We start from the raw sequence: 26,321 nt of genomic DNA, 5'->3' as shown, positions 1-26,321 counted from the left end.
CCTCAAACGCATCAAGCCCGGAACTGGCCTAGACTCGCCCGAAGCTGCGCCGCCAGATCGTCCAGTACCTTGCTGCTTGCCGTGGTCTGCATCACCACTTCGGCTGAACGCTCGGCCTGGGTATGTATGTTCTGCACCCTGCCGCGCACCGCTTGCGCGCCGTTGGCTTGCTGTTCGGCGGCACGGGTAGCCAGGCCTATCGCCGCATGCACCTGCTCGACGGCAGCCTGTACCGACTGCTGGCGACGCTCGTTGTCACGCAGCACCAGCAGCCCTTCGCTGGCCTTTGTACCCGCCTGACTGATCGTGGCTACCGCCTCCTTCGCCCCTGCCTGCAGTGCGGCAATATGCGCCTGGATATCACCGGTGGAGCGTTGCGTCTTGCTCGCCAATGCCCTCACTTCGTCCGCCACTACGGCAAAGCCACGCCCAGTCTCACCGGCACGGGCGGCTTCGATGGCGGCATTGAGGGCCAGCAGGTTGGTCTGTTCGGCAATGCCATGGATCACCGTCAGTACCACCTCGATCTGCTCACTTTGCTTGGCCAGGCGCTCAATGACCTGGGAGCCTGCGTCCACCTGCCCAGCCAGGTTTTCGATCAGCCCGGCCAGTTGCGTCGAGGTTCGACTGTTTTCGTCGGTGGCCTGGCGGATGTCCACCACTTGCTGCAAGGCGGCCTGCATGGCGTAGCTCTCGGCCTGGGCTTCTTCAGCCATGCTCGACAGGTCGCTCAGGCTGGCCGCCACTTCATCACGTTGCAACGCAGCGGCGGCATCGGCGCCGGCGTTGCGCTGGGCCATGGCGTCGATTTCCACACCGGTGCGCTGGGCCACGTCACCGGCTTCGCGCACGATAGGTTGCAGCTTGTCGACGAAGCGGTTGACTGCAGAGGCCATGTCGCCAATCTCGTCGCAGCTGTCCAGCCGTACCCGCTTGGTCAGGTCGCCTTCGCCCGCCGCCAGGTCATCGAGCGCCGCGATCAACAGGCGCAACTTGCTCACTACACGCCGGCCCAGCACCACGGCCACCACCAACAGCACGCCCAACCCTACCAGCACCAGGCCCAGGCCGATGCGCCAACGCAATTCAGCCGCCGCATCGCGCACGGTTTGCGCTGTATTGTTCTGCATGGCCGCGGCGCTGCCTTGCGCAGCCTCAAGGCGTTCACGCAGGGTCTTGCCACTGTCGGCAGCCGCCCCTACCAGGCTGTCGCCAACCAGCTGTTCGCTGCTGGTGATCAAGGCTGCGAAACGCTGATCCAGCGCGGCCAGTTGCTGATCGATACCGGCGGTTGACACACCCAGCAGAACCTTGCCGATTTCCGCCCCGTTTGGGTTGATCGACGCTTCGACCATGTACACGGCAGGGTCACGGCGGGCGGCCTCGATCACCTTGTCCAGCGCTCGCTCCCCTTGGCCTTTCTCGAGCAATGCCTGGTTGATCGGGTTCTGTCGGTTCAGGTAGCGGGTCAGGTGCTGGCCTTCTGCATCGTCATAAATCACGAACAGAACGTTGGGATTGCGCTGCGCCCGTCGGGCGAAATCCGATAGCACCGGCACATCCTTGTCCCAGATGGCGCGCGGCGCCACCGAGGCCAGCAACTCTGCCATGTCGTTTGCGGACTCCTTCAGCGTGCCTTCGAGAGTTTCGCGCAGTTGCTGCTGCTCGGCCTGCAGGCGCGTCGAGAGCCCTGCACTCAAGCGTTGGCGCGTGCTGGCAGACAGGCCATCGAGGCCTGCGCGCACCTCCTGGCCGGCTTGCTCCAGATCGGTCGTGAGTTGCTGGCTGTCATGCCCCAGGCGTTCGGCCAGTTCGCGCTCAAGGGCCGAAACGGTGCTTCGTGTCAGGGCAACGGCCACCAGCACTTGCACCAAAAGGGCGATACCCAAGGCCACAAAAACAGGCCGCAACAGGCGGCTTCGTAACAGCGAAAGGATGGCAGACACGGTGAAACCCTCGCGTTTTCTGGCGCCATTACTTTGATGGCATCGACAGACACTTCTTACAGCAAGGGTTATGCCGGTAGCAGCGGGGATAAACGCCAAGTCCAAGCAATGCGCGTTTCATACCCACAATGAAAAACGCCGCGGCCCCTGTTCAGGGCCACGGCGTCAGATCAGCCTGCAGGGCAGATCAGGCGAACGGATGACGCAGCACGATGGTCTCGTTGCGGTCCGGGCCGGTGGAGATGATGTCGATCGGCGCGCCGATCAGCTCCTCGATACGGGTGATGTAGGCACGCGCATTGGCAGGCAGCGCTTCCAGGGTCTTGGCACCCAAGGTCGACTCGCTCCAGCCCGGCAGTGTTTCGTACACAGGCTGCAGGCCGATGTAGCTGTCGGCATCGGTCGGGGCTTCGATCACTTCGCCATTGGCATCCTTGTAACCTACACAGATGTTGATGGTCTCCAGGCCGTCCAGCACGTCGAGCTTGGTCAGGCAGATGCCCGAGATGCTGTTGACGTCGATGGCGCGGCGCAGGATGACGGCATCGAACCAGCCGCAACGACGGGCACGCCCGGTCGTGGAGCCAAACTCATGGCCACGCTTGGCCAGGGTGGCGCCCGTGTCATCGAACAGCTCGGTCGGGAACGGGCCCGAACCTACGCGGGTGGTGTAGGCCTTGGTGATGCCCAGGATGTAGTCCAGGTACATCGGGCCCACGCCGGAACCGGTCGAGATACCGCCAGCGGTGGTGTTGGAGCTGGTGACGTACGGGTAGGTACCGTGGTCGATGTCCAGCAGCGAGCCTTGCGCGCCTTCGAACATGATGTCCTTGCCGGCACGACGCAGTTTGTGCAGCTCGGCAGTGACGTCGAGCATCATCGGCTTGAGCTGTTCGGCATAGGCCATGCACTCGTCCAGCGTCTGCTGGAAGTCGATGGCAGGCTCTTTGTAGTAATTGACCAGCTGGAAGTTGTGGTAGTCCAGCAGCTCGCCCAGCTTGGCGGCAAAACGCTCGCGGTGGAACAGATCGCCCACGCGCAGGCCACGGCGGGCGACCTTGTCTTCGTACGCTGGGCCGATACCACGGCCGGTGGTGCCGATCTTGGCTTCGCCACGGGCTTTTTCACGGGCCTGGTCCAGCGCGACGTGGTACGACAGGATCAGCGGCGCAGCCGGGGAAATGCGCAGGCGCTCGCGCACCGGTACGCCCTTCTCTTCCAGCTTGGTGATCTCGCGCATCAGCGCATCGGGTGCAACGACCACACCGTTGCCGATCAGGCATTGCACGCCTTCACGCAGGATGCCGGATGGAATCAGGTGCAGAACGGTCTTTTCACCGTTGATCACCAGGGTGTGGCCCGCGTTGTGGCCACCCTGGTAGCGCACGACGGCGGCAGCATGTTCGGTCAGCAGATCGACGATCTTGCCTTTGCCCTCATCACCCCACTGGGTGCCCAGGACGACGACATTCTTACCCATTACATTGGTCCTCATTCACGCAAACTTGGTTGCCGGCCTGTTGCCGACGCAGAAACTCACTGGGCCAGCGGCAGAACCTGCCAGCGCCCGTCTTGCTGAATCAATTGACGATCACAATCCGCTTCAAGGGCAGCACTCAGCGGCTGACCAGGCAGGGCCTGGACCACACGCTGGCCCTCGTTGCGCAACTGGCAGACATGCTGCCATAGGGCCGCATCGCCACTGTCCGGCATCCAGATGCCGCCCGTGGGCAGTACGACCTCCGCTCGCCCCAGTGTGACCAGGGTCTTCAAATCCGTGGAGAAACCGGTAGCCGGGCGCGCCCGGCCAAAGTCGGCGCCGATGTCGTCATAGCGTCCGCCCTGGGCAATCGACTGCCCTTCACCTGGCACGAACACCGCAAACACCACGCCCGTGTGGTAGTTGTAACCGCGCAGTTCACCCAGGTCGAAGTACAACGGCAACTGCGGATAACGAGCGGCCAACCGGTCGGCGATGGCCAGCAAATCGTCCAGGGCCGCCAGCACGCTGGCAGGTGCACGACCCAGGCGTACGCGGGCCTCGGCCAGAACTTCCCTGCCGCCGCACAGCTCGACCAGGGCTCGCAGCATGTTGCCCACATCCTTTGGCAAGTCGGCCGTCAGCGCCTGCACTTCGTCGACCGCCTTGCGCTGCAGGGCGTCGAACAGCTGCTGCTCGACCGCGCCCGACAGGCCGGCGGCCCGAGCCAGGCCACGGTAGATGCCCACATGGCCCAGGTCCATGTGAACATCAGGCACATCGGCCAACTGCAGTGTGGCGAGCATCAGGCTGATGACTTCCACATCGCTGGTGGGGCTGGCATCGCCATACAGTTCGGCACCCAGCTGGATAGGGCTGCGCGAGGTAGACAAAGCACGCGGCTGGGCATGCAGCACACTGCCGGCGTAACACAACCGGCTTGGGCCTTCACGGCGCAGGGTATGGGCGTCGATGCGCGCGACCTGCGGCGTGAAGTCGGCACGAAAGCCCATCAAGCGGCCGGACTGCGGGTCCACTACCTTGAAGGTACGCTGATCCAGGTCCTGGCCAGCGCCGGTAAGCAGCGACTCCAGGTACTCGATATGCGGGGTGACGACCAGTTCGTAACCCCAACTCTGGAACAGGTCCAACACCTGGCGACGCGCGATCTCGATGCGCGCGGCCTCAGGTGGCAGTACTTCCTCGATGCCATCTGGCAGCAGCCAGCGGTCTACCGTTGCCATTACGCCTTTTCCCCTCTGGTCCGGGCGGCCGCCAGCAAGCCGGCCGTCAGTAAAGCAGGTATCGCGCACAGCAACGGGCAGCACTGATCCCAGCGCAGCCACCGTACCCGATACCCTCGAATTGCCTTGCGAACGTGTCAAAGGCGAACCGACACCAAGCCGATCAACCTTGCAGACGCAAAAAAGCCGGGAAATTTCCCGGCTGACTCATCATACACCCCTTTTGATTCGGGATGCACCCTGCCTGGCGTTTTAGCTGCCAGGCGGGGCGCCTGCCCGAATTCGCCTCAGGGCTTGCTCTTGTCCATGAAGCGGAAGAACTCGTTCTTCGGATCCAGGACCAGCACGTCGCTCTTGCTGGAGAAGCTCTCGCGGTAGGCTTGCAAGCTACGGTAGAACGCGTAGAAATCAGCGTCCTGCGTGTAGGCCTTGGCGTAGATAGCCGCCGCCTGGGCATCACCCTCACCGCGGGTCTGTTCAGATTCGCGATAGGCCTCGGCCAGCAGCACACGGCGCTGGCGATCGGCGTCGGCACGAATACCTTCGGCGAGCTCATTACCCTTGGCCCGGTGCTCGCGCGCCTCGCGCTCACGCTCGGTGCTCATGCGATCGAAGACACTGCGGTTGACTTCCTTGGGCAGGTCGATGGCCTTGACGCGGACGTCGATGACCTCGATACCCAGCTCCTTGTTGGCCATGCGGTTCAGCGAAGCGGTGATGTCGGCCATCAACGCGTCACGCTCACCGGACACCACTTCGTGCAGGGTGCGCTTACCGAACTGGTCACGCAGGCCGCTTTCCAGACGACGGGACAGACGCTCATCAGCGATCTGCTTCATGCCGGAAGTGGCCGTATAGAAGCGCTCGGCATCCTTGACGCGCCATTTGGCATAGGCGTCGACCATCACCGCTTTCTTCTCCAGGGTCAGGAACCGCTGGGTAGGGGCGTCGAGGGTCATCAGGCGGGCGTCGAACTTGCGTACCTGGTTCACGTACGGCACTTTCACGTGCAGCCCTGGCTGGACATCGGCCTGAACCACCTTGCCGAAGCGCAGCAATACTGCCCGCTCGGTCTGGGCCACGATGTAGAAGCTGTTCCAGGCCACGATGGCCAGAACCACGGCGGCGATCAGGGCGATCAGCGATCGGTTGCTCATCAGCGGCTCTCCCTAGTGCGCAGCGGCTGCTGTTGCTGTTGCGTGTCCTGCGCCGAGCGCGCGGCGGCAGCGTCGTTGGCCGACGATACACCGCTCGCAGGTGCGGACGAGTTGCGGCTGCCTTCGACCATCTTGTCCAGTGGCAGGTAGAGCAGGTTGTTCTGCCCATCCTTGGTTGCCACCATGACCTTGCTCGAATTGCTGTACACCGCCTGCATGGTTTCCAGGTACAAGCGCTCGCGGGTCACATCAGGTGCCTTGCGGTACTCGGTGACCAGCTTGGTGAAGCGGTCGGCCTCACCCTTGGCCCGGGCAATGACTTCATCGCGGTAGCCGTTGGCGTCTTCGATGATGCGCTGGGCCTGACCACGGGCTTCGGGCACCACGCCATTGGCGTAGGACTCGGCCTGGTTGCGGGCACGCTGCTCGTCTTCGCGCGCCCGGATCACGTCATCGAAGGCTTCCTGCACTTCACGCGGGGCTGCCGCGCTCTGCACGTTGACCTGGGTAACGGTAATGCCGGTGCGGTAGTTGTCGAGGAAACGCTGCAGACGTTCGCGGATGTCCACGGCCATCTGTTCACGACCTTCGGTCAATACCTGGTCCATGGACGTAGAGCCCACCACGTGACGCAGGGCGCTGTCGGTCGCATGCTGCAGGCTGACCTCAGGCTGGTCAACGTTGAGCACGAAGTCCTGCAGGTTGCTGATCTTGTACTGGACGGTCAGCGGTACCTCGACGATGTTCTCGTCTTCGGTCAGCATCTGGCCCTGCTTGGTGTAGGCCCGCTCGCGCGTGACGTTTTCCATGTACTTGCGATCGATCGGCGGGAAGTAGATGTTCAGGCCGGGACCGACCGTCTCATAGTACTTGCCGAAGCGCAGCACAACGGCCTGCTCCTGCTCGTCGACGACATACACGGCGCTGTACAGCCAGATGGCCGCCAGCACTGCCAGGCCGATGGCCAGCAGCCCGAGGCCGCCGCCTTTGCCGACATTGCGGTCACCGCCACCCCGTTTCTTGCCACCACCGAACATGCCGTTGAGGCTGTCCTGCAGTTTGCGGAAGGCCTCGTCCAGATCCGGCGGACCTTTTTTGTCGCCGCCACCACCGCCACCGCGGCGGCCGCCCCAGGGATCCTGATTGTTCGAGTTGCCACCCGGCTCGTTCCAAGCCATAGCGCTCTCCATCTGATAAAGCAAAGACGCGCCCACGGCGCGCCGTCCAATGCTACAGAATGCCTGTCACTGCTGCCCGACGACCTCGTAGGGCATTTATTGCAAAGTGTGTTGCTCGACAAACACTTGCGGCTCCATGCCTTCACGGCTGACCAGGCGATTGAGTTCTACCCTGGGCAGACGCACGCTCAGCAGGCTGCGCCCTTCTTCATCATGCGCTTCACTCTGCACCGCGCCCAGGTCAAAGAATTGCGCGCGCAGGCGGGCAAAACGTTGCTCCAGGCACAAGGTGCCGACAAACAGATCATCACCCAGCAGCTCGGCAATCGCCTGGCCAACCAACTCCAGGCCACGCCCGTCACGTGCCGAAACCCAGACCCGCTCGGGCTTGCCGTCGGCATTGCGCTGGATCTGCGGCTCGACCTCTTCGAGCAGGTCGAGTTTGTTATACACCTCGAGGATCGGCAAGCCTTCGGCGCCAATCTCGCCCAACACGGCCAGCACCTGCTCGATTTGCTCCATGCGCTCAGGCTCATGGGCATCGATCACGTGCAGCAGCAGGTCGGAGTTGCTCGACTCCTCGAGCGTAGCCCGAAACGCCTCGACCAGCTTGTGCGGCAGGTGGCGAATGAAGCCCACGGTATCGGCCAGCACGATAGGCCCCAGGTCGTTGAGCTCAAGCCGACGCAGCGTCGGGTCGAGGGTGGCGAACAACTGGTCGGCGGCGTACACCTCGGACTGGGTCAGGGCGTTGAACAACGTGGACTTGCCGGCGTTGGTGTAGCCCACCAGCGAGACCGACGGAATGTCCGCGCGCTTGCGCCCGCGACGCGCCTGTTCGCGCTGGCTGCGTACTTTCTCGAGGCGGGACTTGATCTGCCGGATGCGTACGCGCAGCAGGCGACGGTCGGTTTCGAGCTGGGTTTCACCCGGCCCCCGCAGGCCAATACCCCCTTTTTGTCGCTCAAGGTGGGTCCAACCGCGTACCAGCCGCGTACTCATGTGCTCAAGCTGGGCCAGTTCGACCTGCAGCTTGCCTTCGTGGGTACGTGCCCGTTGGGCGAAGATATCCAGAATCAGCCCGGTCCTGTCGAGCACACGGCACTCGAACACGCGTTCGAGGTTGCGCTCCTGACTGGGCGTGAGGGTGTGATTGAAAATCACCAGGTCTACCTGCTCGGCATGGACACGGTCGTGCAACTCCTCGACCTTGCCACTGCCAATCAGGTACTTGGCCGAGGGCTGATGCCTCGAGACCGTTACCAGCGAGACGATGTCGGCACCGGCCGACAACGCGAGTTCCTGAAACTCCTGCGGGTCTTCGCGCGCCTCAGGGTTCTGACCTTCCAAGTGAACGAGCAACGCGCGTTCACCACCACCGTGGCGCTCAAAGAACAATGCAGGCTCCTATCAGGCGTTGCCTGGCTCGCTGTCGCCGTGATCGGAATCGGACGGGCTTGGCAGACGAACCGGGCGGGCAGGTACAACAGTGGAAATGGCGTGCTTGTAGACCATCTGGCTGACGGTGTTCTTCAGCAGCACCACGAACTGGTCGAACGATTCGATCGAGCCTTGCAGCTTGATGCCGTTTACCAGGTAGATCGAAACCGGGACCTTTTCTTTTCTCAAGGTATTCAGGTAAGGGTCTTGTAGCGAATGCCCTTTTGACATATGCCGCACTCCTGTAAGGATAAATAATTGGAAAATCTGAAAAAACGATAAGTAAGGCCGGCTTTCACAAGGATAGACGGCAATCAGCAGGGACTCAGCTCAATATGGAGATGGCCCCAAGGTATTTCAAGGTGCGGGACAGATTGTCGCAGGCCAGGCTGTCGAGCCAATGCACGTCTGGCCAGCCACGCAGCCAGGTGAATTGCCGCTTGGCCAACTGCCTGGTCGCGATGATACCGCGTTCACGCATCTCATTCTCAGTCAGCTGGCCGTCCAGGTAATCCCAGACCTGCCGATAGCCCACTGCCCGTATAGACGGCAGTCCAGCGTGCAAGTCACTTCTGGCTCGCAGCAATCGGACCTCGTCGACAAAGCCCTGTTCCAACATCTGTGAAAATCGTAACGCAATTCGCTGATGCAGAATGTGACGATCTGTAGGCGCAATCGCAAGACTGGCGACAGTATAGGGCAAATGACCGCAGGCGCCTGCGTCTGCACCGCTACTTTCAGCCAATTGACGCTGTCGATGGGCCGTCATGCTTTGCCCGCTGACCCGGTACACCTCCAGCGCCCGGATCAACCGTTGCGGATCGTTGGGATGGATGCGCGCGGCCGACTCCGGATCGACCTCAGCCAATTGCTGGTGCAGCGCCTCCAGGCCCTCGGCCTCGGCCAGGGCCTCGAGCTCGGCCCTGACCTGGGCATCGGCCGCCGGCATGTCGGCCAGCCCCTCGGTCAACGCCTTGTAATAGAGCATGGTCCCGCCCACCAGCAATGGGATATTGCCGCGGGCGGTGATCTGGGCCATCACGCGCAAGGCGTCGGCACGAAACTGCGCAGCCGAGTAAGCGTCGGCCGGGTCGCGGATGTCGATCAGGTGGTGCGGATGGGCAGCCAGCACAGCCTTGGAAGGCTTTGCCGAACCGATGTCCATGCCCCGATAGACCAGGGCGGAATCGACGCTCACCAGCTCGCAAGGCAAGACCTTGCTCAGCTCGATGGCGAGGTCGGTCTTGCCCGATGCCGTCGGGCCCATCAGAAATATTGCAGGGGGCTTGCCACTCATTTCATCGACCGCGCAGGAATAGTTTGTCCAGATCATCCAGGCCCATCTGGGTCCAGGTGGGACGGCCATGGTTGCACTGGCCGCTGCGCTCGGTGTTTTCCATGTCGCGCAGCAAGGCGTTCATTTCCGGGATCGCCAGGCGCCGATTGGCACGCACGGCACCGTGACAGGCCATGGTGCCGAGCAATTCGTTCAGGTGTGCCTGGATACGGTCGCTGGTGCCGTACTCCATGAGGTCCGCCAGCACATCCTGTACCAGGCGGTTGGCTTCAGCCTGCTTGAGCAACGCAGGAATCTGGCGAATCGCCAGGGTTTCCGGGCCAAGGCGCTGCAACTCGAAGCCCAGGCGCTGGAACCAGGCGGCGTGTTCTTCGGCGCAATCGGCCTCGCGCTGGCTCAGGGCGAGCGTTTCGGGCACCAGCAATGGCTGACCGCTAAGACCCTCGCTGGCCATGGCCACCTTCAGCCGCTCGTACATGATCCGTTCATGGGCGGCATGCATGTCGACGAGCACCAGGCCTGCGGCGTTCTCGGCCAGGATGTAGATGCCCTTGAGCTGGGCCAACGCGAAGCCAAGCGGGGGGATGTCGCCCTGGCTTTCCGGCAGCGCGGCGGCGCCTTCGCTCAAGGGCTTGTAGAACTCGCGATAGACCGCCTGGGCCTCGGCAGCCGGCAATGGCGGCGACGGCCTGGGTGTGTATTGATACTGGTAACCCGCGCCACTGCCACTGCCGGCAACGGGAGACGGCGCAGCACGCGGTTGCTCGAGCACGGCCGCAGCCAGGCGCATTTCGCCCTGGGGCCCGAACTCGCCTGCCTGCTGCCCCGTCGGGCGGGTCGCCTCAGGCAGGGCAGCCGGGGCAGCCAACTGGTCTTCGGGACGCACATCGGCCAGGGCACGGTGCAATGTGCCGTACAGAAAGTCGTGGACGCTGCGTCCTTCACGGAAGCGCACTTCGTGCTTGGTCGGGTGAACATTGACGTCCACGCCATTGGGCTCAAGCTCAAGAAACAGGACGAAGGTGGGGTGACGGCCGTTGAACAGCACGTCCCGATAAGCCTGGCGTACGGCATGGGCCACCAGCTTGTCGCGCACCGCGCGCCCGTTCACGAAGAAGTACTGCAAGTCTGCCTGGCTACGCGAGTAGGTCGGCAACCCGACCCACCCCCACAGGCGCAGGCCGTTGCGCTCCACGTCGATGGGCAGGGCCTGCTCCATGAAACCCGGACCGCAGATGGCGCCCACCCGCCGGGCACGGTCGGCTTCCTCGCGTGCCTCGTGCAAGCTCAGAATGCTCTTGCCGTTGTGCCGCAGATGGAAGGCCACGTCGAACCGGGCCAGTGCCAGGCGCCGGATCACTTCCTGCAAGTGGTCGAATTCGGTTTTCTCGGCCTTGAGAAACTTGCGCCGCGCCGGCGTGTTGAAAAACAGGTCGCGCACTTCCACGGACGTGCCGACGGGGTGCGCAGCAGGCTGCACCCGCGCAGTCATCTCGCGCCCTTCGGTTTCCACCTGCCAGGCTTCGCTGGCGTTGGCCGTGCGCGAGGTCAGGGTCAGCCGGGCGACCGAGCTGATCGAGGCCAAGGCTTCACCGCGAAACCCCAGGCTCAGGACGCCTTCAAGGTCTTCGAGCTCGCGGATCTTGCTGGTGGCATGGCGCTCCAGCGCCAGCGGCAGGTCGTCGGCAGAGATGCCGCTGCCATCGTCGCGCACCTTCAGCAGCTTGATGCCACCCTGCTCGACGTCGACGTCGATCCGGCGAGCACCGGAGTCAAGACTGTTTTCCAACAGCTCCTTGGCAACCGATGCCGGCCGTTCCACCACCTCGCCAGCCGCAATCTGGTTGGCCAGCCGCGGGCTGAGCAGCTGGATACGAGAGCCGCCGCTCATTGCGAAGCCAACGTGGTGGCAGGAATGTCCAGGCGCTGGCCGACCTTCAGCTCATCGGTCTTTAGGCTATTGGTGCTGCGCAGGCTGGTGACGCTGACCTGATAGCGCACCGCAAGCATGGCCAGGGTTTCGCCGGGCCGCACCGTATGTTCACGCGGGCCCTGGGCGATCTTGCCGCTGTCGCGCAGCCACGCCACGTAAGTGCCTGGCGGTGGGTTCTGCTGGAAGTACTGGCGAACCCCGGTGTGAATGGAGCGCGCCAATGCCTGCTGGTGGCTGCGTGTGGCCAGCTTGGCGGCTTCTGCATTGTTCGAGATGAAGCCGGTCTCTACCAGGATCGAGGGAATGTCCGGGGACTTGAGCACCATGAAGCCGGCCTGTTCCACGCGCTGCTTGTGCAGCGAGGTGATACGCCCCATGTTGCCCAGCACCTTCTGACCGACGTTGAGGCTGGAGCTGAGCGTGGCCGTCATCGACAGGTCGAGCAGCACCCCGGCCAGCATGCGGTCCTTGTCATCGAGGCTGACATTGCCGGCACCGCCGATCAGGTCAGAGCGGTTTTCCGTATCGGCCAGCCAGCGTGCGGTCTCGGAGGTGGCACCGCGGTCGGACAAGGCGAACACCGAGGCGCCGAAGGCAGCGCGCGACGGGGCAGCATCGGCGTGGATGGAGATGAACAGGTCGGCGCCTTTCTTGCGGGCGATCTCGGTGCGCTTGCGCAACGGGATGAAGTAGTCGCCGGTGCGCGTCAGCTCGGCGCGAAAGCCCTTCTCGCTGTTGATCTGGCGCTGCAGTTCGCGGGCGATCTGCAGGACGATGTCTTTTTCATGCTGCCCGCTGGAGCCCGAAGCGCCTGGATCCTCGCCACCGTGACCGGCATCGATGGCCACCACGATATCGCGCTTGCCACTGGGCACCGGTGGCAGCTTGATGGCTGGCTGGGTTGGCGTGACGGGCACCGCTGGCGTGGTGGCTGGCGTTTGCACCGGTGGCGGCGTAGGCGGTGGGGCACTGGCGGCAATGGCGTCCGCCTCCTGATCGTACAGGTCGACCACCAGGCGATTGCCGTATTGCGCGTTAGGCGCCAGGGTGAAGCTCTTGGGCGTGACCGATTTCTTCAGGTCCACGACCACCCGCAGGTCGGTCGGCGTGCGCTGGGCCGAGCGCACGCTGCTGATCGGCGTATTGGACGTCGCCACCTTCAAGGGTGCGCCCAGGGTTGCGCCGTTGATGTCGATGACCAGCCGATCGGGTGCGCTCAATGTGAAGACACTGTGCTGCACAGGGCCAGACAGGTCGAAGACCAGCCGGGTGTTGTCCGGCGCACGCCACAGGCGCACGCTCTTGACTTGAGTGACGGCCAGAGCCTCAACGGTCACCGTTGTCAGCAAAAGCCCAACGATGGCGACCAGTGCGCGTATGCGCATACCTACCCCGCTTGCTGTTTATAGTATTCGGCCAGTGCCACGCACCAGGCGTCGCCGCGAGCCCCCTGCGGCGAAAGTACAAGCGAGCGTCCGCTCGCCTGGGGGCTTATGGTAATGGTCAGGTCAGGCTTTGGCAAAACGCCCGCACCCTTTTGTGGCCACTCGAACAGGCACAGTGGATCACCCTCGAAATAGTCACGAATGCCCATGAACTCAAGCTCCTCCGGATCGACCAGCCGATAGAGGTCGAAGTGAAAAGCTCGGACATCACCAATCTCGTAGGGTTCTACCACGGTAAACGTAGGGCTTTTCACTGCACCCGTATGGCCCAACCCACGAATAAGGCCGCGAGACAGGGTTGTCTTGCCAGCGCCGAGGTCGCCTTCCAGGAAGATGATCCCGCGCCCACCGGTCACACCGGCCAGTTGGCCGCCAAAGGCAACCATGGCCGCTTCATCGGCCAGAAACAGGTTTAAGCCAGACACGCTGAATGCTCCTCCAACAACGCACGAATCACAGGTATCAGATCACTGGCCGCCAACCCCCGGCCGCCGCTACCCAGGCGCTCGCCAGCACAGGCATGCAGCCAGACGCCCAGGCCTGCGGCGTCCCAGGCGCCAAGCCCCTGGGCCAGCAGCGCGCCGCACACACCACTGAGCACATCTCCAAGGCCTGCGCCCGCCATGGCTGGATGGCCACGGTCGCAGCGCGCCAACCGCCCTTCGGGGTCGGCGACCAAGGTACCTGCGCCTTTGAGCACGCACACACTGTTGTGGCGGCGTGCCAGCTTGCGCGCTGCACCCGGGCGGTCCGCCTGCACCGCTTCGGTGGAAATACCCAGCAGCCGTGCAGCTTCGCCTGGGTGCGGGGTCAGGATACTGCCACTGGGCAGCGCAAGGGGCGAGGCTGCCAGCAGGTTCAGGGCATCGGCATCCCAAACCTGCGCGCCCTCGGCGTTGGCCACAGCGGACAGCAGGCTGCGCCCCCATGCCGCCTGCCCCAGGCCAGGCCCCACGACCGCCACCGAAGCGCGGCCCAGCACGGTCATCAACTGGTTGGCCGACTGCACGCCCAGGCACATGGTTTCGGGCATGCGAGTCAGCCCGGCGGCCACGTGCTCCGGCCGCGTGGCTACGCTCACCAGCCCCGCGCCGCAGCGCAACGCGGCCTCGGCGCTGAGCAGGACGGAGCCGCCGGTGCCAAGGTCGCCGCCGACCACCAGCACATGGCCGAAGTCACCTTTATGGGCCTGAGCAGGGCGTGGCGGCAGGCGGGCAACGGTCAGGCTGCTCAGCACTGTGGGGGCGTGTACGGGGTTACTGGTCTGTTGCATGGGGTCAAAAGCTCCAATGTCTGGCAGAATTATACGCACCTCTGCCCGTATTGCTTGCCCATCCATGTCCGCCTTCACTCCTGACCTCGACGCACTGGCCCATAACATCAAGCTGTGGGGCCAGGAACTGGGCTTTGCCCACGTCGGCATCGCCGGTATCGACCTGGGCGAACACGAGCATCACCTGCAGCGCTGGCTGGACGCCGGTTATCAGGGGGAGATGGAATACCTGGGGGCACACGGCAGCAAGCGCGCCCACCCAGAGCAGCTGATTCCAGGCACCGTGCGCGTCGTCTCGCTGCGCATGGACTATCTGCCCGGCGACACGCAAATGGCGCAGCGCCTGGCCCAACCGGAAAAGGCCTACGTATCCCGCTATGCCTTGGGCAGGGACTACCACAAGCTGGTGCGCAAGCGTGTGCAGTCGCTGGCCGACCGCATCCAGCAGGCCATCGGCCCCTTTGGCTACCGAGCCTTCGTCGACAGCGCGCCGGTGTTGGAAAAGGCGCTGGCCGAACAAGCCGGGCTTGGCTGGATCGGCAAGAACACCCTGTTGCTCAACCGCAAGGCCGGCAGCTACTTCTTTCTGGCTGAACTGTTCGTCGACCTGCCCCTGCCAGTGGACCAGGCCACCACCAGCGAGCATTGCGGCCGCTGCACGGCTTGCCTGGACATCTGCCCAACCCAGGCGTTCGTCGGCCCGTACGTGCTCGATGCCCGCCGCTGCATCTCCTACCTGACCATCGAGCTCAAGGGGCCGATCCCGGTGCAGTTGCGCTCGATGATGGGCAACCGGGTGTTCGGCTGCGATGACTGCCAGATCGTCTGCCCCTGGAACCGCTTCGCCAAGCCCACCCGCGAGCAGGACTTCCAGCCCCGCCACGGCCTGGAGAACGCGGAGCTGGCGCAGATGTTCTTGTGGGATGAGCCTACTTTCCTGCGCAAGACCGAAGGCGGGCCATTGCGACGTGCCGGTTATGAGCGCTGGCTGCGCAACCTGGCCGTTGGTCTGGGCAACGCCCCCTCCACGATCCCGGTCATCGAAGCCCTCAAGGCGCGACGCGACGATGCCTCGCCACTGGTGAGGGAACACGTGGAATGGGCGCTTGCCCGGCACGGGGTGGCATGACCCTAAAGGGGAGGTCGCGATAGGCCGCATAGCGGCCTCTGCACCTTTGCGGTGTAGCACAAAGCCAGGGCCCGCTAGCCTGGTGCGGGCGCCCAACCTCACTGCTGGTCATTGTAATGAAACTTGGGCATCTCCCAGTGAAAGCGGATAGCCAGCAATCGCACCAGAAACCCACCGAACAAGGTCAGCAGCATGGCTTGCTCTGCGGGCACCTTGAAGTAGTCGCAGCCCAGGTAGAACCAGGCCGCAGCGAACGACACGCTCGCGTAAAGCTCCCGGCGGAACACAAGCGGAATGTCATTGCAGAAGATATCCCGCAAAATCCCGCCGAAGACCCCCGTGATCACACCGCTGATGGACGCCACCAGCATGCCCTGCCCCATCTCCAGCGCGGTCATGCAACCAATGAGGGTAAAGGCCACCAGCCCCAAGGCGTCGAGTACCAGAAACAGGGAGCGCAGGCGGCGCATCATCGGCGCGATGAAAATGGTCAACAGCGCCGCACAGCTGGTCAGCACCAGGTATTCCGGGTGCTTGACCCAGGTCAGCGGGTAGTGCCCCAACAGCACGTCACGCACCGAGCCACCGCCCAATGCGGTCACGCACGCGATCAGCACCACCCCGAACCAGTCCATGCCACGACGGCCGGCAGACAGCGCACCGGTCATCGCTTCGGCGGTGATGGCGATCAGATAAAGCATCAGCAACATGAGCAAGACCCACACCGATCACCCGCTCAAGCGACCGTCAGCGCACGGCCTCGGGCAGAAGTGCCGGGGGCCGTACGCTAATGGTCGCGTGAAGCGCGTGAGCTGCGTTTTTTTAGAATTTGATGAAGTGTTCGCGGTAGTGGCGCAGCTCGGCGATGGATTCGCGAATGTCGTCCAGCGCCAGGTGCGTGTTGCCCTTGCTGAAGCTGTCTCGCACTTCGGGGGCCCAGCGCGCTGCCAGTTCCTTGAGGGTGGAGACGTCGAGATTGCGGTAGTGGAAGTAATTTTCCAGCTGACGCATGTGCCGGTACAGGAATCGACGGTCCTGGCAGATGCTGTTCCCGCAGATTGGCGATTTGCCTTTAGGTACCCACTGCTCGAGGAAGGCGATGGTCTGGGCCTCGGCCTGGGCCATGCTCACCTGGCTCTCGCGCACACGCTGGGTCAGGCCGGAGGCGCCGTGGGTGCGGGTGTTCCAGTCGTCCATGCGCGCCAGCACTTCATCACTGTGGTGGATGGCGATGACCGGGCCCTCGGCCAGCGTATTGAGGTCGCTGTCGGTGACAATGGTGGCCATCTCGATGATGACATCGCTGTCCGGATCCAGCCCGGTCATCTCCAGGTCGATCCAGATCAGGTTCTGTGGGTTTTGCATGCAGGCACTCCTCCGATGGAGGCCTATATTAGCGCAGTGCACCCCCACGAACCAAAGTGAAGCGGACAGCGTTCAGGCCCGGCATGCTAGACTGCCAGTCGTTTTCTACGCCCCGCACGGGGCCTTCTACGGAGCGTTCATGGCCAAACGCCAGCTCAACCGTCGCCAGAACTGGCGTATCGAAAAGATTCAGAACGAGCGCGCTGCACGTGCGGCAAAGCGCGAGCAGCATGCCTTGCAGGAACTGGAAGGCGGCGACCTTGGGCCCGAGCAGCTGGGGCTGGTGATCGCGCACTTCGGTGTACAAGTTGAAGTCGAAGCCCAGGATGGCGACACCGCAGGCCAGGTGTTTCGCTGCCACCTGCGCGCCAACCTTCCTGCGTTGGTCACTGGCGACCGCGTGGTCTGGCGTGCCGGCAACCAGGGGATCGGCGTCATCGTTGCGCAGATGCCCCGTGCAACCGAACTGTGCCGGCCCAACAACCATGGCCAGCTCAAGCCAGTGGCGGCCAATGTCGACCTTATCGTCATCGTTTTCGCACCGGCGCCGGAACCGCACCCCAACCTCATCGACCGCTACCTGGTGGCCGCCGAGCATGCCGGCCTGCGGCCCCTGTTGCTGCTGAACAAGGCTGACCTGGTCAATGACGAGAACGGGCCAGGCCTGCAAGCGCTCCTGGACGTCTACCGTGAACTGGGCTACCCGCTGCTGGAAGTGTCGGCGCATCAAGGGGATGGCATGCAGCGCCTGCAGCAGTCACTGGATGGACACATCAGCGTCTTCGTCGGTCAGTCGGGGGTGGGCAAGTCGTCGCTGGTCAACAGCCTGCTGCCACAGGCCGGTACCCGGGTCGGTGACCTGTCGGAATGGTCAGGCCAGGGCACCCATACCACCACCACCGCCCGCCTGTACCACTTCCCCAACGGGGGCGACCTGATCGACTCGCCGGGCATCCGTGAGTTCGGCCTGGGGCATGTCAGCCGCACCGATGTGGAAGAGGGCTTTATCGAGTTCCGCGACCTGTTCGGCACCTGCCGCTTCCGCGACTGCAAACATGATCGCGAGCCTGGGTGCGCGCTGCTCAAGGCCCTGGAAGACGGGCGAATCAAGCCACAGCGGATGAACAGCTACCGCTCGATCATCGCCAGCCTGCCGGAAGAAACCTACTGATCAACCCTGCATGCCCAATGCAGGCGAGGTACCTTGTCCGCCCCGGCAGTGACCGGCAGCCCAACGGGGCTGCCAAGCCCTTACTGTTCCTTGGCCTCATCCATCTTCAACGTGCCGTCCTCGAAGATGTTGAGCTTCTGGCGCAACTCACGTGGTTGCATGGGCGTCTGGTCATCGGCCGCCGAGGGTGCCGGTGCAGTCGTTGAAGGTGGCTGCGCCCCGGTAGGGGCTTGCGCCGGCGGTGGCGCGGCGCCCTGCTCGCCTTCGATATCACGCTGGGCCTTCTTGGTCAGCACGATGATGTCGATCCGACGGTTTACCGGGTTGAACGGGTTCTTGCGATCGAACAGCGACGAAGACGCATACCCCACCACCCGTGCCACCTGGCCATCTGGATAACCCCCTGCCACCAGGGCCCGCCGCGCAGCGTTGGCACGGTTGGCCGACAGCTCCCAGTTGCCGAACTCGCCAGCGCCTGCGTACGGCTTGGCATCGGTATGGCCACTGACGCTGATCTTGTTGGGCACGGTCTTGATGGTATCGGCCATGGCCAGCAGGATGTCCTCGAAATAGGGCTGCAAGCGTGCACTGCCGATGTCGAACATGGGCCGGTTCTCGGCGTCCATGATCTGGATGCGCAGGCCGTCCTGGGTGATCTCGAACAGGATCTGGTCCTTGAACTTCTGCAGCTGCGGGTTCTCCTCCACCTTGTTCTGCAACTCCTGCAGCAGCAGCTCGAGGCGCTCGCGCTCGACCTGCTCGGCCATGGTTTCCACCTGGTCCTTGTTCAGTTCGATGCTGGTGTCTGGGGTCGGCTCCGATTTCACCTCGGGGTTGATGGTCTTCTCCGGCGCCAGCTCGGGCGAGCCGCCCAGGTCGATGACGTAGGGTGTACCACTCTCGGAGAAGCCGATCGGGTCCTTGAAGTACCCGGCGATGGCGATCTTCTGCTCAGGGGTTGCGGTCGACAGCAACCACAGCACCAGAAAGAACGCCATCATGGCCGTGGCGAAGTCGGCAAAGGCGATCTTCCAGGCGCCACCGTGGTGGCCGCCGCCAAAGCGCTTTACGCGCTTGACGATGATGGGCTGATTGTTCTCCATGACTCAGCGACCGCGTACCGCTTGCTCGAGCTCGGAGAAGCTGGGGCGATGCTTGGGGTACAGCACCTTGCGCCCGAACTCCACGGCCAGCGACGGCGGCATGCCCGAGGCCGAGGCGACCAGCGAGGCCTTGATCGACTCGTACAGGTTGAGTTCTTCCTTGGCATCGTGCTCAAGGCACTTGGCCAGTGGGCCGAAGAAACCGTAGGCGGCGAGAATACCGAAGAAGGTACCCACCAAGGCGGCGCCCACGTGCATACCGATGGCTGCCTGGTCACCATCGCCCAGCGACGCCATGGTGACGACGATACCCAATACGGCTGCAACGATACCGAAGCCTGGCATGCCGTCTGCGACCCCAGTGACCGCGTGGGACGGATGCTCCAGCTCCTCCTTCATGCTCAGCAGCTCCATGTCGAACAGACCTTCGAGTTCGTGGGGGGCCATGTTGCCGGTGGACATGATGCGCAGGTAGTCGCAGACGAACGCGGTCATGCGCTCATCGGCCAGTACGGTCGGGTACTTGGCAAAGATCGGGCTGGCCGAGGCGTCTTCGATGTCGGCCTCGATGGCCATCATGCCTTCGCGGCGGCTCTTGTTGAGAATTTCATAGACCAGTCCCAGCACTTCCAGGTAATAGGCATGGGTGAAGCGCGAGCCGAACATCTTCATCGACTTCTTCAGAACGTGCATCGTCATGTAGCCAGGGTTGGCCTGCAGAAACGCACCAAAGGCCGCGCCGCCGATGATCAGCACTTCGAACGGCTGGATCAGCGCCGCAATCTTGCCGTGGGAAAGGACGTAGCCGCCGAGTACGCTCGCGAATACGACGATGATGCCGATAATTTTAGCCATAGATTCAAAGCACTTGCTGTCGTGGTCAGGGAAAGAGGCGGGAGCGTCAAAACTCTTCTTCTCCTTATCGGCAGAACTGCGCCAGACTATAGCCACTAAAAGCGAAAAGCCAGTTCGGACTGATGTCAAAATGCCAATTGAAACCGAGGTATCCGGCCAGGCCCCACGTACGTTAGAAGCCTGGGTGAAGCTGCTGGAGAGTGTGCGCATTCCTGTGCCCAAGCACAGCTACGACCGGGTCATGGCGGCCATCAACGATAACCGGCGTTCATTGCGCGACATCGCCGAGCTGATGCAGGACAGCCCGGCCCTGGTGCTGTCGGTGATGCGCGAAGCCAACCACCCGACCAACGCCAGCCAGGCCGAGCCGGCCGAAAGCCTGGAAATTGCGCTCAATCGCCTGGGCCTTGAGCGCAGCGCACTGCTGCTCAAGCGCCTGCCAGCGCTGCCGATGGAAGACATCCCGCCGGTGCTGCGCCAGTTCCAGATGATCAGCCAGCATGCCTCGCAGCAGGCCAGTGGCCTGTTCGCCAGCCGACTGGCGCGGCTGTGGCAGGAAATCCACTGGGGTAGCCTGCTGTTTCTGTCCCCGTTATGGCCGCTGGCATTGGCCCACCCGAAGCTGCTCGACACCTGGGAGCTGCGGGTCATCCATAAAGGAGAAGACGCCGCCATTGTCGAGCAGGAGCTGTTCGGTGTTCGCATCATGGCGCTGTGCCAGGCCGTGGCCCAGCAGTGGCGCCTGCCGCAATGGGTGACCCAGGGTTACCGTCTGCTGCTCGAAGAGCGCGAGCAGCTTGCCCAGGTGTTGAACATCGCCCGGGACGAAGACCTGCTCAACCAACAACATCGGCTCGATGCCGAGCCCGGTCTGCGGCGCTGGTTCAATCAACCGGCCAACACCGTGCTGTTGGCCAATAACCTGGCGCTGGCAGCCCAGGTGGGCTGGGACAATCCCCATCTGCTGCGCTGGCAACTGCTGACCGCACTCTACCTGCAGACCTCGCTCGAAGACATACAGCAGCAGGTGCACCAGCAAGCCGCGGCCAGTGCCAGGCGCCATGCGCGCCTGGCACTGTTCCACCCAGCCGAGGCCTTGATCTGGCCATGGCATCAACGCCGCCCCCACCCGGACATGCTGGCGCCCCCGCCCCCCACCGCCGATGAACTGGCGCGCTGGCGGTCGCTCTGCCAGGACTTGCTGGCCCAGCCCAGCCCTTTCACCAATACCGTGCACCTGGCGGCCCAAGCCCGTGAGGCGGTACTGGCGTGCGGCATGCAACGCCTGCTGCTGCTTGGCCTGGACCGGGCCAATGACTGCCTGCGCGTGCAACAGGCGGCCGGGCTAGCGAAAGAGGCGACCAGCCTGGTATTGCCGGTGGCGGCGAACAAGCTGCTGCAAAAGCTGATGTCCAAGGCCGGGCAACTGCGCATCACGCCCGAAAACCACACGCAGTTCGCCTCGTTGTTGCCGCCGCCCTTGCGTGCCCTGTTCCGAGGCGAGCATGTCCTGCTGCGCTCGCTGGCGGTCAATGACCAGGTGGTCATGTTATTGGTGGCCGACCAGGGGTGCCGGCCCCTGGCCGATATCAGCGTGCAGGCTTTTGGCAAAACCTCGCAATGCATCGAACGGGCGCTGTGGGTGTTTGCCAACCGCAACGGCTGAGCCTTGCGCTACAATCGCCCCTTTGCACACTGGAGACCGTGGATGACCGACTTTTCCGGCCTGCCGCTGGTGATCGAAGCCGCCGACCTGCTGCCACGCCTGGGCTCGCCCGACCTGATCCTGGTCGACCTCAGCAGCGCCAATCGTTACGTCAGCGGGCATATCCCGGGCGCGCATTTCGTCGAGGGCAAGCGGACCCAGCTCGGCCAGCCGCCTGCGCCTGGGCTGCTACCGCCGCAGAGCGACCTGGAAAAGCTGTTCGGCGAACTGGGCCACCGCAGCGATGCGGTCTACGTGGTGTATGACGATGATGGCGGTGGCTGGGCTGGCCGCTTCATCTGGTTGCTCGATGTGATCGGTCACACCCGGTACCACTATCTCAACGGTGGCATCCAGACCTGGCCGGCCGACCGGCTCAGTACCGATGTGCCTGCCAAGGGTACCCGGCCGGTGAGTTTGCAACTGCATCCGGAACCCACCGCCACCCGCGAGTACCTGCAAAGCCGCCTGGGCGCCGATGACCTGGCCATCTGGGATGCTCGCGCCCCACAGGAATTCACCGGCGAAAAAATGCTCGCGGCCAAAGGCGGGCACATACCTGGTGCGGTCAATTTCGAATGGACCGCCGGCATGGATCTCAATGACCATCTGCGCATCCGCCCGGACATCGCCGAAGTGCTGCAGTCCCTTGGCATCACGCCTGACAAGGAAGTGATCACCCACTGCCAGACGCATCGCCGCTCCGGCTTCACTTATCTGGTGGCAAAGGCTCTGGGCTACCCGCGAGTCAAAGCGTACGCTGGCTCCTGGAGCGAGTGGGGCAACCACCCGGACACGCCTGTCGAAGTTTAAGGAACCTGAATGAAATCCCGTCTGTTCATCATCAGCCAGTACCTGCTGCCGCATCACCTGCTGTCGCGCCTGGCCGGCTGCGTTGCCGAGTGCCGCGCCCGCTGGTTCAAGAACGCCTTCACCGCCTGGTTTGCCAAGCGCTACCAGGTCGACATGCGTGAAGCGCTGGTCGAAGACTTGACCGCCTACGAGCACTTCAACGCATTCTTCACCCGCGCCCTGAAACCAGGCGCACGCCCCCTGGACCAGACCCCCGGCGCCATCCTGTGCCCGGCCGACGGTGCAGTGAGCCAGGTTGGCCCGATCGAGCACGGCCGCATCTTCCAGGCCAAGGGCCACAGTTACAGCGCACAGGAACTGCTGGGCGGCGACCCGGCCCTGGCAGCCCCCTTCATGGGCGGCGAGTTTGCCACTGTCTACCTCTCACCCAAGGACTACCACCGCGTGCACATGCCGCTGGCAGGCACGCTGCGCGAGATGGTCTACGTGCCGGGGCGGCTGTTCTCGGTAAACCAGACCACCGCAGAAAACGTGCCTGAACTGTTCGCTCGCAATGAGCGGGTGGTCTGCCTGTTCGACACCGAGCGCGGCCCGATGGCGGTTGTCTTGGTCGGTGCCATGATCGTGGCCTCCATCGAGACCGTCTGGGCAGGGCTGGTCACGCCGCCCAAGCGCGAGCTCAAGACCTTCCGCTACGACGATGCCAGCCGTGCGCCAATTCACCTGGAAAAAGGCGCCGAACTGGGTCGGTTCAAGCTGGGTTCGACGGCGATCGTGCTGTTCGGCCCCGACCAGGTCAAATGGGCCGACCACGTGGGCGCCGCCTCGGCGGTGCGCATGGGCCAGCTGTTGGCCACGCCGCTGCAGGCGTGATGGCCCAAGACGTGGCCCCAGGGTTCGGGCGCTAACGCCAAAACCCTGGGGTCTGCGCAGGCTGGATCAGCCGCGGGTATCGCGATCGCGCAGGCCCAGCAGGTACAGCACACCATCAAGGCCCAGCGTGGAAATCGCCTGCTTGGCCGACTGACGCACCAGCGGCTTGGCGCGGAAGGCCACGCCCAGCCCCGCCAACGCCAGCATCGGCAGGTCGTTCGCGCCATCGCCAACGGCGATGGTCTGCTCCAGTTGCAGGCCCTCTTCGCTGGCCAGTTGCTGGAGCAGCTCGGCCTTGCGCTGGGCATCGACGATAGGCTCCACCGCCACGCCAGTCACCTTGCCGTCGACCACTTCCAGCTCATTGGCGAAGACGTAGTCGATGCCCAGGCGCGCCTGTACCTGGCGGGCGAAGTAGGTGAAGCCACCCGACAAAATGGCGGTCTTGTAACCCAGGCGCTTGAGCTCGGCAAAGAGGTTTTCCGCGCCCTCGGTCAAGCGCAGCGATGCGCCGATTTCATCCAGCACGCTGACATCCAAACCCTTGAGCAGCGCCATGCGTTCCTTGAAACTGGCCCGGAAGTCCAACTCGCCCCGCATGGCCCGCTCGGTGATCGCCGCGACCTGCTCACCCACGCCAGCGGCCTTGGCCAGCTCGTCGATCACTTCGGCTTCGATCAGGGTCGAATCCATGTCGAACACGGCCAGGCGGCGGTTGCGGCGGAACAGGTCGTCCCGCTGGAAGGCGATGTCGATGCTCAGGGCCTCGGACAAGGCAAAGAACTCGGCGCGCAACGCCTGGCCATCGTCAGGCTCGCCGCGAACCGAAATCTCCACCGCGGCCTTGCCCTTGCTGGTGTCCGCGTCCAGCGCCACTCGAGCCGACAGGCGCTCGATGCGCTCGATGGTCAGCCCGTGCTGGCTGATGATGGCGCTGACACGCTGTAACTGGTCGGGCGAGATCTTGCGGCTAAGCAGGGTCACCACGTGCCGTGCTTCACCATGGCCATCGGCCCAGTGCTGGTAGTCCGCTTCGGAAATCGGTGTGTAGCGCGCCTGCAAGTTCAGCTCGTGCGCCTTGGCCTGGACACTCTGCAGCAGCTTGGTCGCCACTTCGTTATCCGGGATATCCACCAGGATGCCGAACGACAGCGTGCCGTGCATCACCGCCAGGCCGATGTCGAGAATGCTCACACCGCCCTGCAGCAGGACGCCAGTGATGGCAGCGGTAAGACCGGGGCGGTCCTCACCGGTGATGTTGATCAGGACGATTTCGCGCACAACCAGGCTCCGACTTCGATGAAAAATGCGCATTCTACCGATTTTCCGTGACCATCGGGCGCTAACGATACTTTGCCGACAAAACCCGTGTCGCTATACTGCCCCCCACTTCATGCCATTAAGAGCCGAGCTCAGTGAACCGGCCCACCTCAGTCAAAACAGACAATTTCTTCCTGATGATCTATCGCGCCCTGAGTCAACGTCGCGTGCCATTGGCATTGCGCATCGCCTGCACCAACATTTTCCTGGTGGCCCTGGCGCTGGTGATCTATGCCTGCGTAATGGGGTTGCAGTTCAAGCAGGCCATGCACGACCAGGCCGATGCCGTGGGCCAGAGCCTGACGACCCAGACGGCCACGTCGGCGACCGAGTTGCTGGTGGCCAACGATATCCTCAGCCTCAACGTGCTGCTGGGCAACCTGGTGAAGAACCCGCTGGTGGCGCATGCCGCCATCTACAGTGTCGACAACCGCATCCTCGCCGAGGCAGGCCAGCGTCCGCGCAACAGCCTGCTGGGTGAGGCCGAGGGCGTCTATCAGACCAAGATCACCTTCCAGGACGTGGCCGCCGGACAACTGCGCATGAGCCTGGACATGAGCCAGTTCCAGCAGCCCATGCTGATCAGCATGCAGAGCATGGCTATCCTGGCGGCCATTCTGCTGGTGCTCGCCCTGACCTTGAGCCTGCGCCAGGGCCGATTCATCACCTTGCCGCTGCTGCAACTGCGGGTCTGGTTGCGCGACCCGCAGTATTACACGCCCGCCACCGACCGCCAGGACGAGATCGGCGACATCGCCCGGCAACTGCACGCCCGACTGGCGCCACCGCCTCCGCCAGAGCCGGAACCGGAACTGGAGGACGACGAGCACTTCGATGAAGCGCCCGCCCCCGTTTCCAAGCCTGCCCAGCGCACTACCGTGACCAGCGCGGACGATGACGACGAGGCATTCGCCGGCCTGCTGGACGACACACCGGCGCATGCGATCGAAATGGAGTCCGATGAGCCCCAGTTCAGCGCAGTGCTTGCCGTGCAACTGGGTTCCCAGGAGCAGCTGCGGCGTTTGCCGCGCACCCGCCTGACCGAGCTTACCGAGCGCTATCAGGAGTGCCTGGAGCATGCGGCCTCGCTGTACGAGGGCGAAACCCACACCCTCAACGATGGCAGTACGTTGGTCCTGTTCCACAGCCGCCAGTGCGGCGAGGACTACCTTACCAATGCCATCTGTTGCGGTGAGTTGCTACGTGCCTTGGGCCATGCCTTGCAGATCGACGTCGCTGACAGCGGCATCACCTTGCAACTGCAACTGGGCCTTGCCATGAGCAATGACCTCGATGGCCTGGAACTGGTCGACCTGCTGATGGCTGAGAAGGTGCAGGATGCGCTGGCACTGTCTCAACACAGCCGCAATCTGTTGCTGGTCGAGCGCAAGGTCAATGACGACGGTTTGATTCGCCAGCGTGCTCGCATCCGCCCCATTGCAAGCCCGGAAGGCGCCTGCTGTGTGGAGCGCCTGATGGAGCCATACCCCTCGATGCTGGAGCGCCAGCTGGCCCGCATGCACGAACGCCGCGCCTGAGCCATTACAGGGTCGCTGCGCGGCGCCGTACAGCGCCCACGAAAAAGCCCGCCTTG

General features: G+C 63.5%; 23 protein-coding genes and 1 pseudogene. 6 read left to right on the top strand and 18 right to left on the bottom strand.

What is annotated here, in order from left to right; translation table 11 throughout:
* Nucleotides 1-11 precede the first annotated feature (11 nt).
* The 13 genes and pseudogenes from ACF8E5_RS06590 to ACF8E5_RS06530 form a co-directional block, all read right to left on the bottom strand.
* Nucleotides 12-716: a methyl-accepting chemotaxis protein gene (locus ACF8E5_RS06590; RefSeq protein ID WP_392475052.1), complete on the bottom strand. Its 705-nt coding sequence runs from the start codon at nt 714-716 to the stop codon at nt 12-14.
* A gap of 201 nt (nt 717-917) precedes the next feature.
* A pseudogene (locus ACF8E5_RS06585) lies at nt 918-1,130 on the bottom strand (methyl-accepting chemotaxis protein); the annotation flags it as partial.
* 1,003 nt (nt 1,131-2,133) lie between these two features.
* Nucleotides 2,134-3,426, bottom strand: a complete 1,293-nt coding sequence (locus tag ACF8E5_RS06580; RefSeq protein WP_058637990.1) for an adenylosuccinate synthase — start codon at nt 3,424-3,426, stop codon at nt 2,134-2,136.
* A gap of 56 nt (nt 3,427-3,482) precedes the next feature.
* The gene (locus tag ACF8E5_RS06575; RefSeq protein WP_023532898.1) at nt 3,483-4,670 is read right to left on the bottom strand and encodes an ATP phosphoribosyltransferase regulatory subunit; all 1,188 of its coding nucleotides are present in this window, start codon (nt 4,668-4,670) and stop codon (nt 3,483-3,485) included.
* Between the two features lie 287 nt (nt 4,671-4,957).
* Nucleotides 4,958-5,827: a protease modulator HflC gene (hflC, locus tag ACF8E5_RS06570; protein ID WP_058605819.1), complete on the bottom strand. Its 870-nt coding sequence runs from the start codon at nt 5,825-5,827 to the stop codon at nt 4,958-4,960.
* Nucleotides 5,827-7,005: an FtsH protease activity modulator HflK gene (hflK, locus tag ACF8E5_RS06565; protein ID WP_058637989.1), complete on the bottom strand. Its 1,179-nt coding sequence runs from the start codon at nt 7,003-7,005 to the stop codon at nt 5,827-5,829. The genes hflC and hflK overlap by 1 nt, the downstream gene beginning before the upstream one ends.
* Nucleotides 7,006-7,101: 96 nt before the next feature.
* Nucleotides 7,102-8,403 (bottom strand): ribosome rescue GTPase HflX, encoded by a 1,302-nt coding sequence (gene hflX / locus ACF8E5_RS06560; RefSeq protein WP_058605817.1) that lies wholly within the window; start codon nt 8,401-8,403, stop codon nt 7,102-7,104.
* A gap of 12 nt (nt 8,404-8,415) precedes the next feature.
* Nucleotides 8,416-8,676 (bottom strand): RNA chaperone Hfq, encoded by a 261-nt coding sequence (gene hfq, locus ACF8E5_RS06555; protein WP_015272006.1) that lies wholly within the window; start codon nt 8,674-8,676, stop codon nt 8,416-8,418.
* Between the two features lie 94 nt (nt 8,677-8,770).
* Nucleotides 8,771-9,742, bottom strand: a complete 972-nt coding sequence (gene miaA / locus ACF8E5_RS06550) for a tRNA (adenosine(37)-N6)-dimethylallyltransferase MiaA (protein WP_392475051.1) — start codon at nt 9,740-9,742, stop codon at nt 8,771-8,773.
* Between the two features lies 1 nt (nt 9,743).
* Nucleotides 9,744-11,633, bottom strand: coding sequence for a DNA mismatch repair endonuclease MutL (gene mutL / locus ACF8E5_RS06545; protein ID WP_078477908.1), 1,890 nt, complete (start codon nt 11,631-11,633; stop codon nt 9,744-9,746).
* Nucleotides 11,630-13,060 (bottom strand): N-acetylmuramoyl-L-alanine amidase, encoded by a 1,431-nt coding sequence (locus ACF8E5_RS06540; RefSeq protein WP_392475047.1) that lies wholly within the window; start codon nt 13,058-13,060, stop codon nt 11,630-11,632. Before ACF8E5_RS06540 ends, mutL begins: the two co-directional genes overlap by 4 nt.
* A 2-nt stretch (nt 13,061-13,062) precedes the next feature.
* Nucleotides 13,063-13,545, bottom strand: coding sequence for a tRNA (adenosine(37)-N6)-threonylcarbamoyltransferase complex ATPase subunit type 1 TsaE (gene tsaE / locus ACF8E5_RS06535; protein ID WP_058605813.1), 483 nt, complete (start codon nt 13,543-13,545; stop codon nt 13,063-13,065).
* Complete coding sequence (locus ACF8E5_RS06530; RefSeq protein ID WP_078477907.1) at nt 13,533-14,393, bottom strand: NAD(P)H-hydrate dehydratase; 861 nt, start codon at nt 14,391-14,393, stop codon at nt 13,533-13,535. Before ACF8E5_RS06530 ends, tsaE begins: the two co-directional genes overlap by 13 nt.
* Nucleotides 14,394-14,457: 64 nt before the next feature.
* Between ACF8E5_RS06530 and queG the strand changes: the two genes are divergently transcribed.
* Nucleotides 14,458-15,522 (top strand): tRNA epoxyqueuosine(34) reductase QueG, encoded by a 1,065-nt coding sequence (queG, locus tag ACF8E5_RS06525; protein WP_058637985.1) that lies wholly within the window; start codon nt 14,458-14,460, stop codon nt 15,520-15,522.
* Nucleotides 15,523-15,620: 98 nt separating this feature from the next.
* On the opposite strand, the gene ACF8E5_RS06520 is transcribed toward queG, so the two are convergent.
* Together ACF8E5_RS06520 and orn are read right to left on the bottom strand one after the other, a co-directional pair.
* Nucleotides 15,621-16,232 (bottom strand): trimeric intracellular cation channel family protein, encoded by a 612-nt coding sequence (locus ACF8E5_RS06520; protein ID WP_023532953.1) that lies wholly within the window; start codon nt 16,230-16,232, stop codon nt 15,621-15,623.
* 112 nt (nt 16,233-16,344) lie between these two features.
* Nucleotides 16,345-16,887 carry an oligoribonuclease gene (gene orn, locus ACF8E5_RS06515; protein ID WP_027913960.1) on the bottom strand — a complete coding sequence of 181 codons (543 nt, stop codon included), beginning with the start codon at nt 16,885-16,887 and terminating at the stop codon, nt 16,345-16,347.
* A 139-nt stretch (nt 16,888-17,026) separates the two neighbouring features.
* Here orn and rsgA point away from each other — a divergent pair, with 139 nt between their 5' ends.
* Complete coding sequence (rsgA, locus tag ACF8E5_RS06510) at nt 17,027-18,058, top strand: small ribosomal subunit biogenesis GTPase RsgA (protein WP_058637984.1); 1,032 nt, start codon at nt 17,027-17,029, stop codon at nt 18,056-18,058.
* 80 nt (nt 18,059-18,138) lie between these two features.
* Here rsgA and motB read toward each other — a convergent pair whose 3' ends face one another.
* Both motB and motA read right to left on the bottom strand, forming a co-directional pair.
* A complete protein-coding gene (gene motB, locus ACF8E5_RS06505; RefSeq protein ID WP_392475045.1) occupies nt 18,139-19,161 on the bottom strand; it encodes a flagellar motor protein MotB in 1,023 nt (340 codons plus the stop codon).
* Nucleotides 19,162-19,164: 3 nt separating this feature from the next.
* Entirely contained in the window at nt 19,165-20,016 is an 852-nt protein-coding gene (motA, locus tag ACF8E5_RS06500) for a flagellar motor stator protein MotA (RefSeq protein ID WP_058605808.1), read from the bottom strand.
* Between the two features lie 130 nt (nt 20,017-20,146).
* Here motA and ACF8E5_RS06495 point away from each other — a divergent pair, with 130 nt between their 5' ends.
* From ACF8E5_RS06495 to asd, 3 genes are read left to right on the top strand one after another with little or no spacing between them, the layout of a single operon-like run.
* The gene (locus ACF8E5_RS06495; protein WP_078477905.1) at nt 20,147-21,682 is read left to right on the top strand and encodes an HDOD domain-containing protein; all 1,536 of its coding nucleotides are present in this window, start codon (nt 20,147-20,149) and stop codon (nt 21,680-21,682) included.
* A gap of 42 nt (nt 21,683-21,724) precedes the next feature.
* Nucleotides 21,725-22,534, top strand: a complete 810-nt coding sequence (locus ACF8E5_RS06490; protein ID WP_058603990.1) for a rhodanese-like domain-containing protein — start codon at nt 21,725-21,727, stop codon at nt 22,532-22,534.
* 9 nt (nt 22,535-22,543) lie between these two features.
* The gene (gene asd, locus ACF8E5_RS06485; protein WP_058638926.1) at nt 22,544-23,407 is read left to right on the top strand and encodes an archaetidylserine decarboxylase; all 864 of its coding nucleotides are present in this window, start codon (nt 22,544-22,546) and stop codon (nt 23,405-23,407) included.
* A gap of 66 nt (nt 23,408-23,473) precedes the next feature.
* On the opposite strand, the gene serB is transcribed toward asd, so the two are convergent.
* Entirely contained in the window at nt 23,474-24,688 is a 1,215-nt protein-coding gene (serB, locus tag ACF8E5_RS06480) for a phosphoserine phosphatase SerB (RefSeq protein WP_058604066.1), read from the bottom strand.
* 134 nt (nt 24,689-24,822) lie between these two features.
* Between serB and ACF8E5_RS06475 the strand changes: the two genes are divergently transcribed.
* Nucleotides 24,823-26,265 carry a hypothetical protein gene (locus ACF8E5_RS06475; RefSeq protein WP_058638925.1) on the top strand — a complete coding sequence of 481 codons (1,443 nt, stop codon included), beginning with the start codon at nt 24,823-24,825 and terminating at the stop codon, nt 26,263-26,265.
* Nucleotides 26,266-26,321 lie beyond the last annotated feature (56 nt).

It is taken from the genome of Pseudomonas sp. WSY_20, assembly GCF_043104335.1.
Classification (GTDB): Bacteria; Pseudomonadota; Gammaproteobacteria; order Pseudomonadales; family Pseudomonadaceae; genus Aquipseudomonas; species Aquipseudomonas parafulva_B.
The sequence above is the reverse complement of the archived record's forward strand: the minus strand, read 5'-3'. Positions and strand labels throughout refer to the sequence as shown.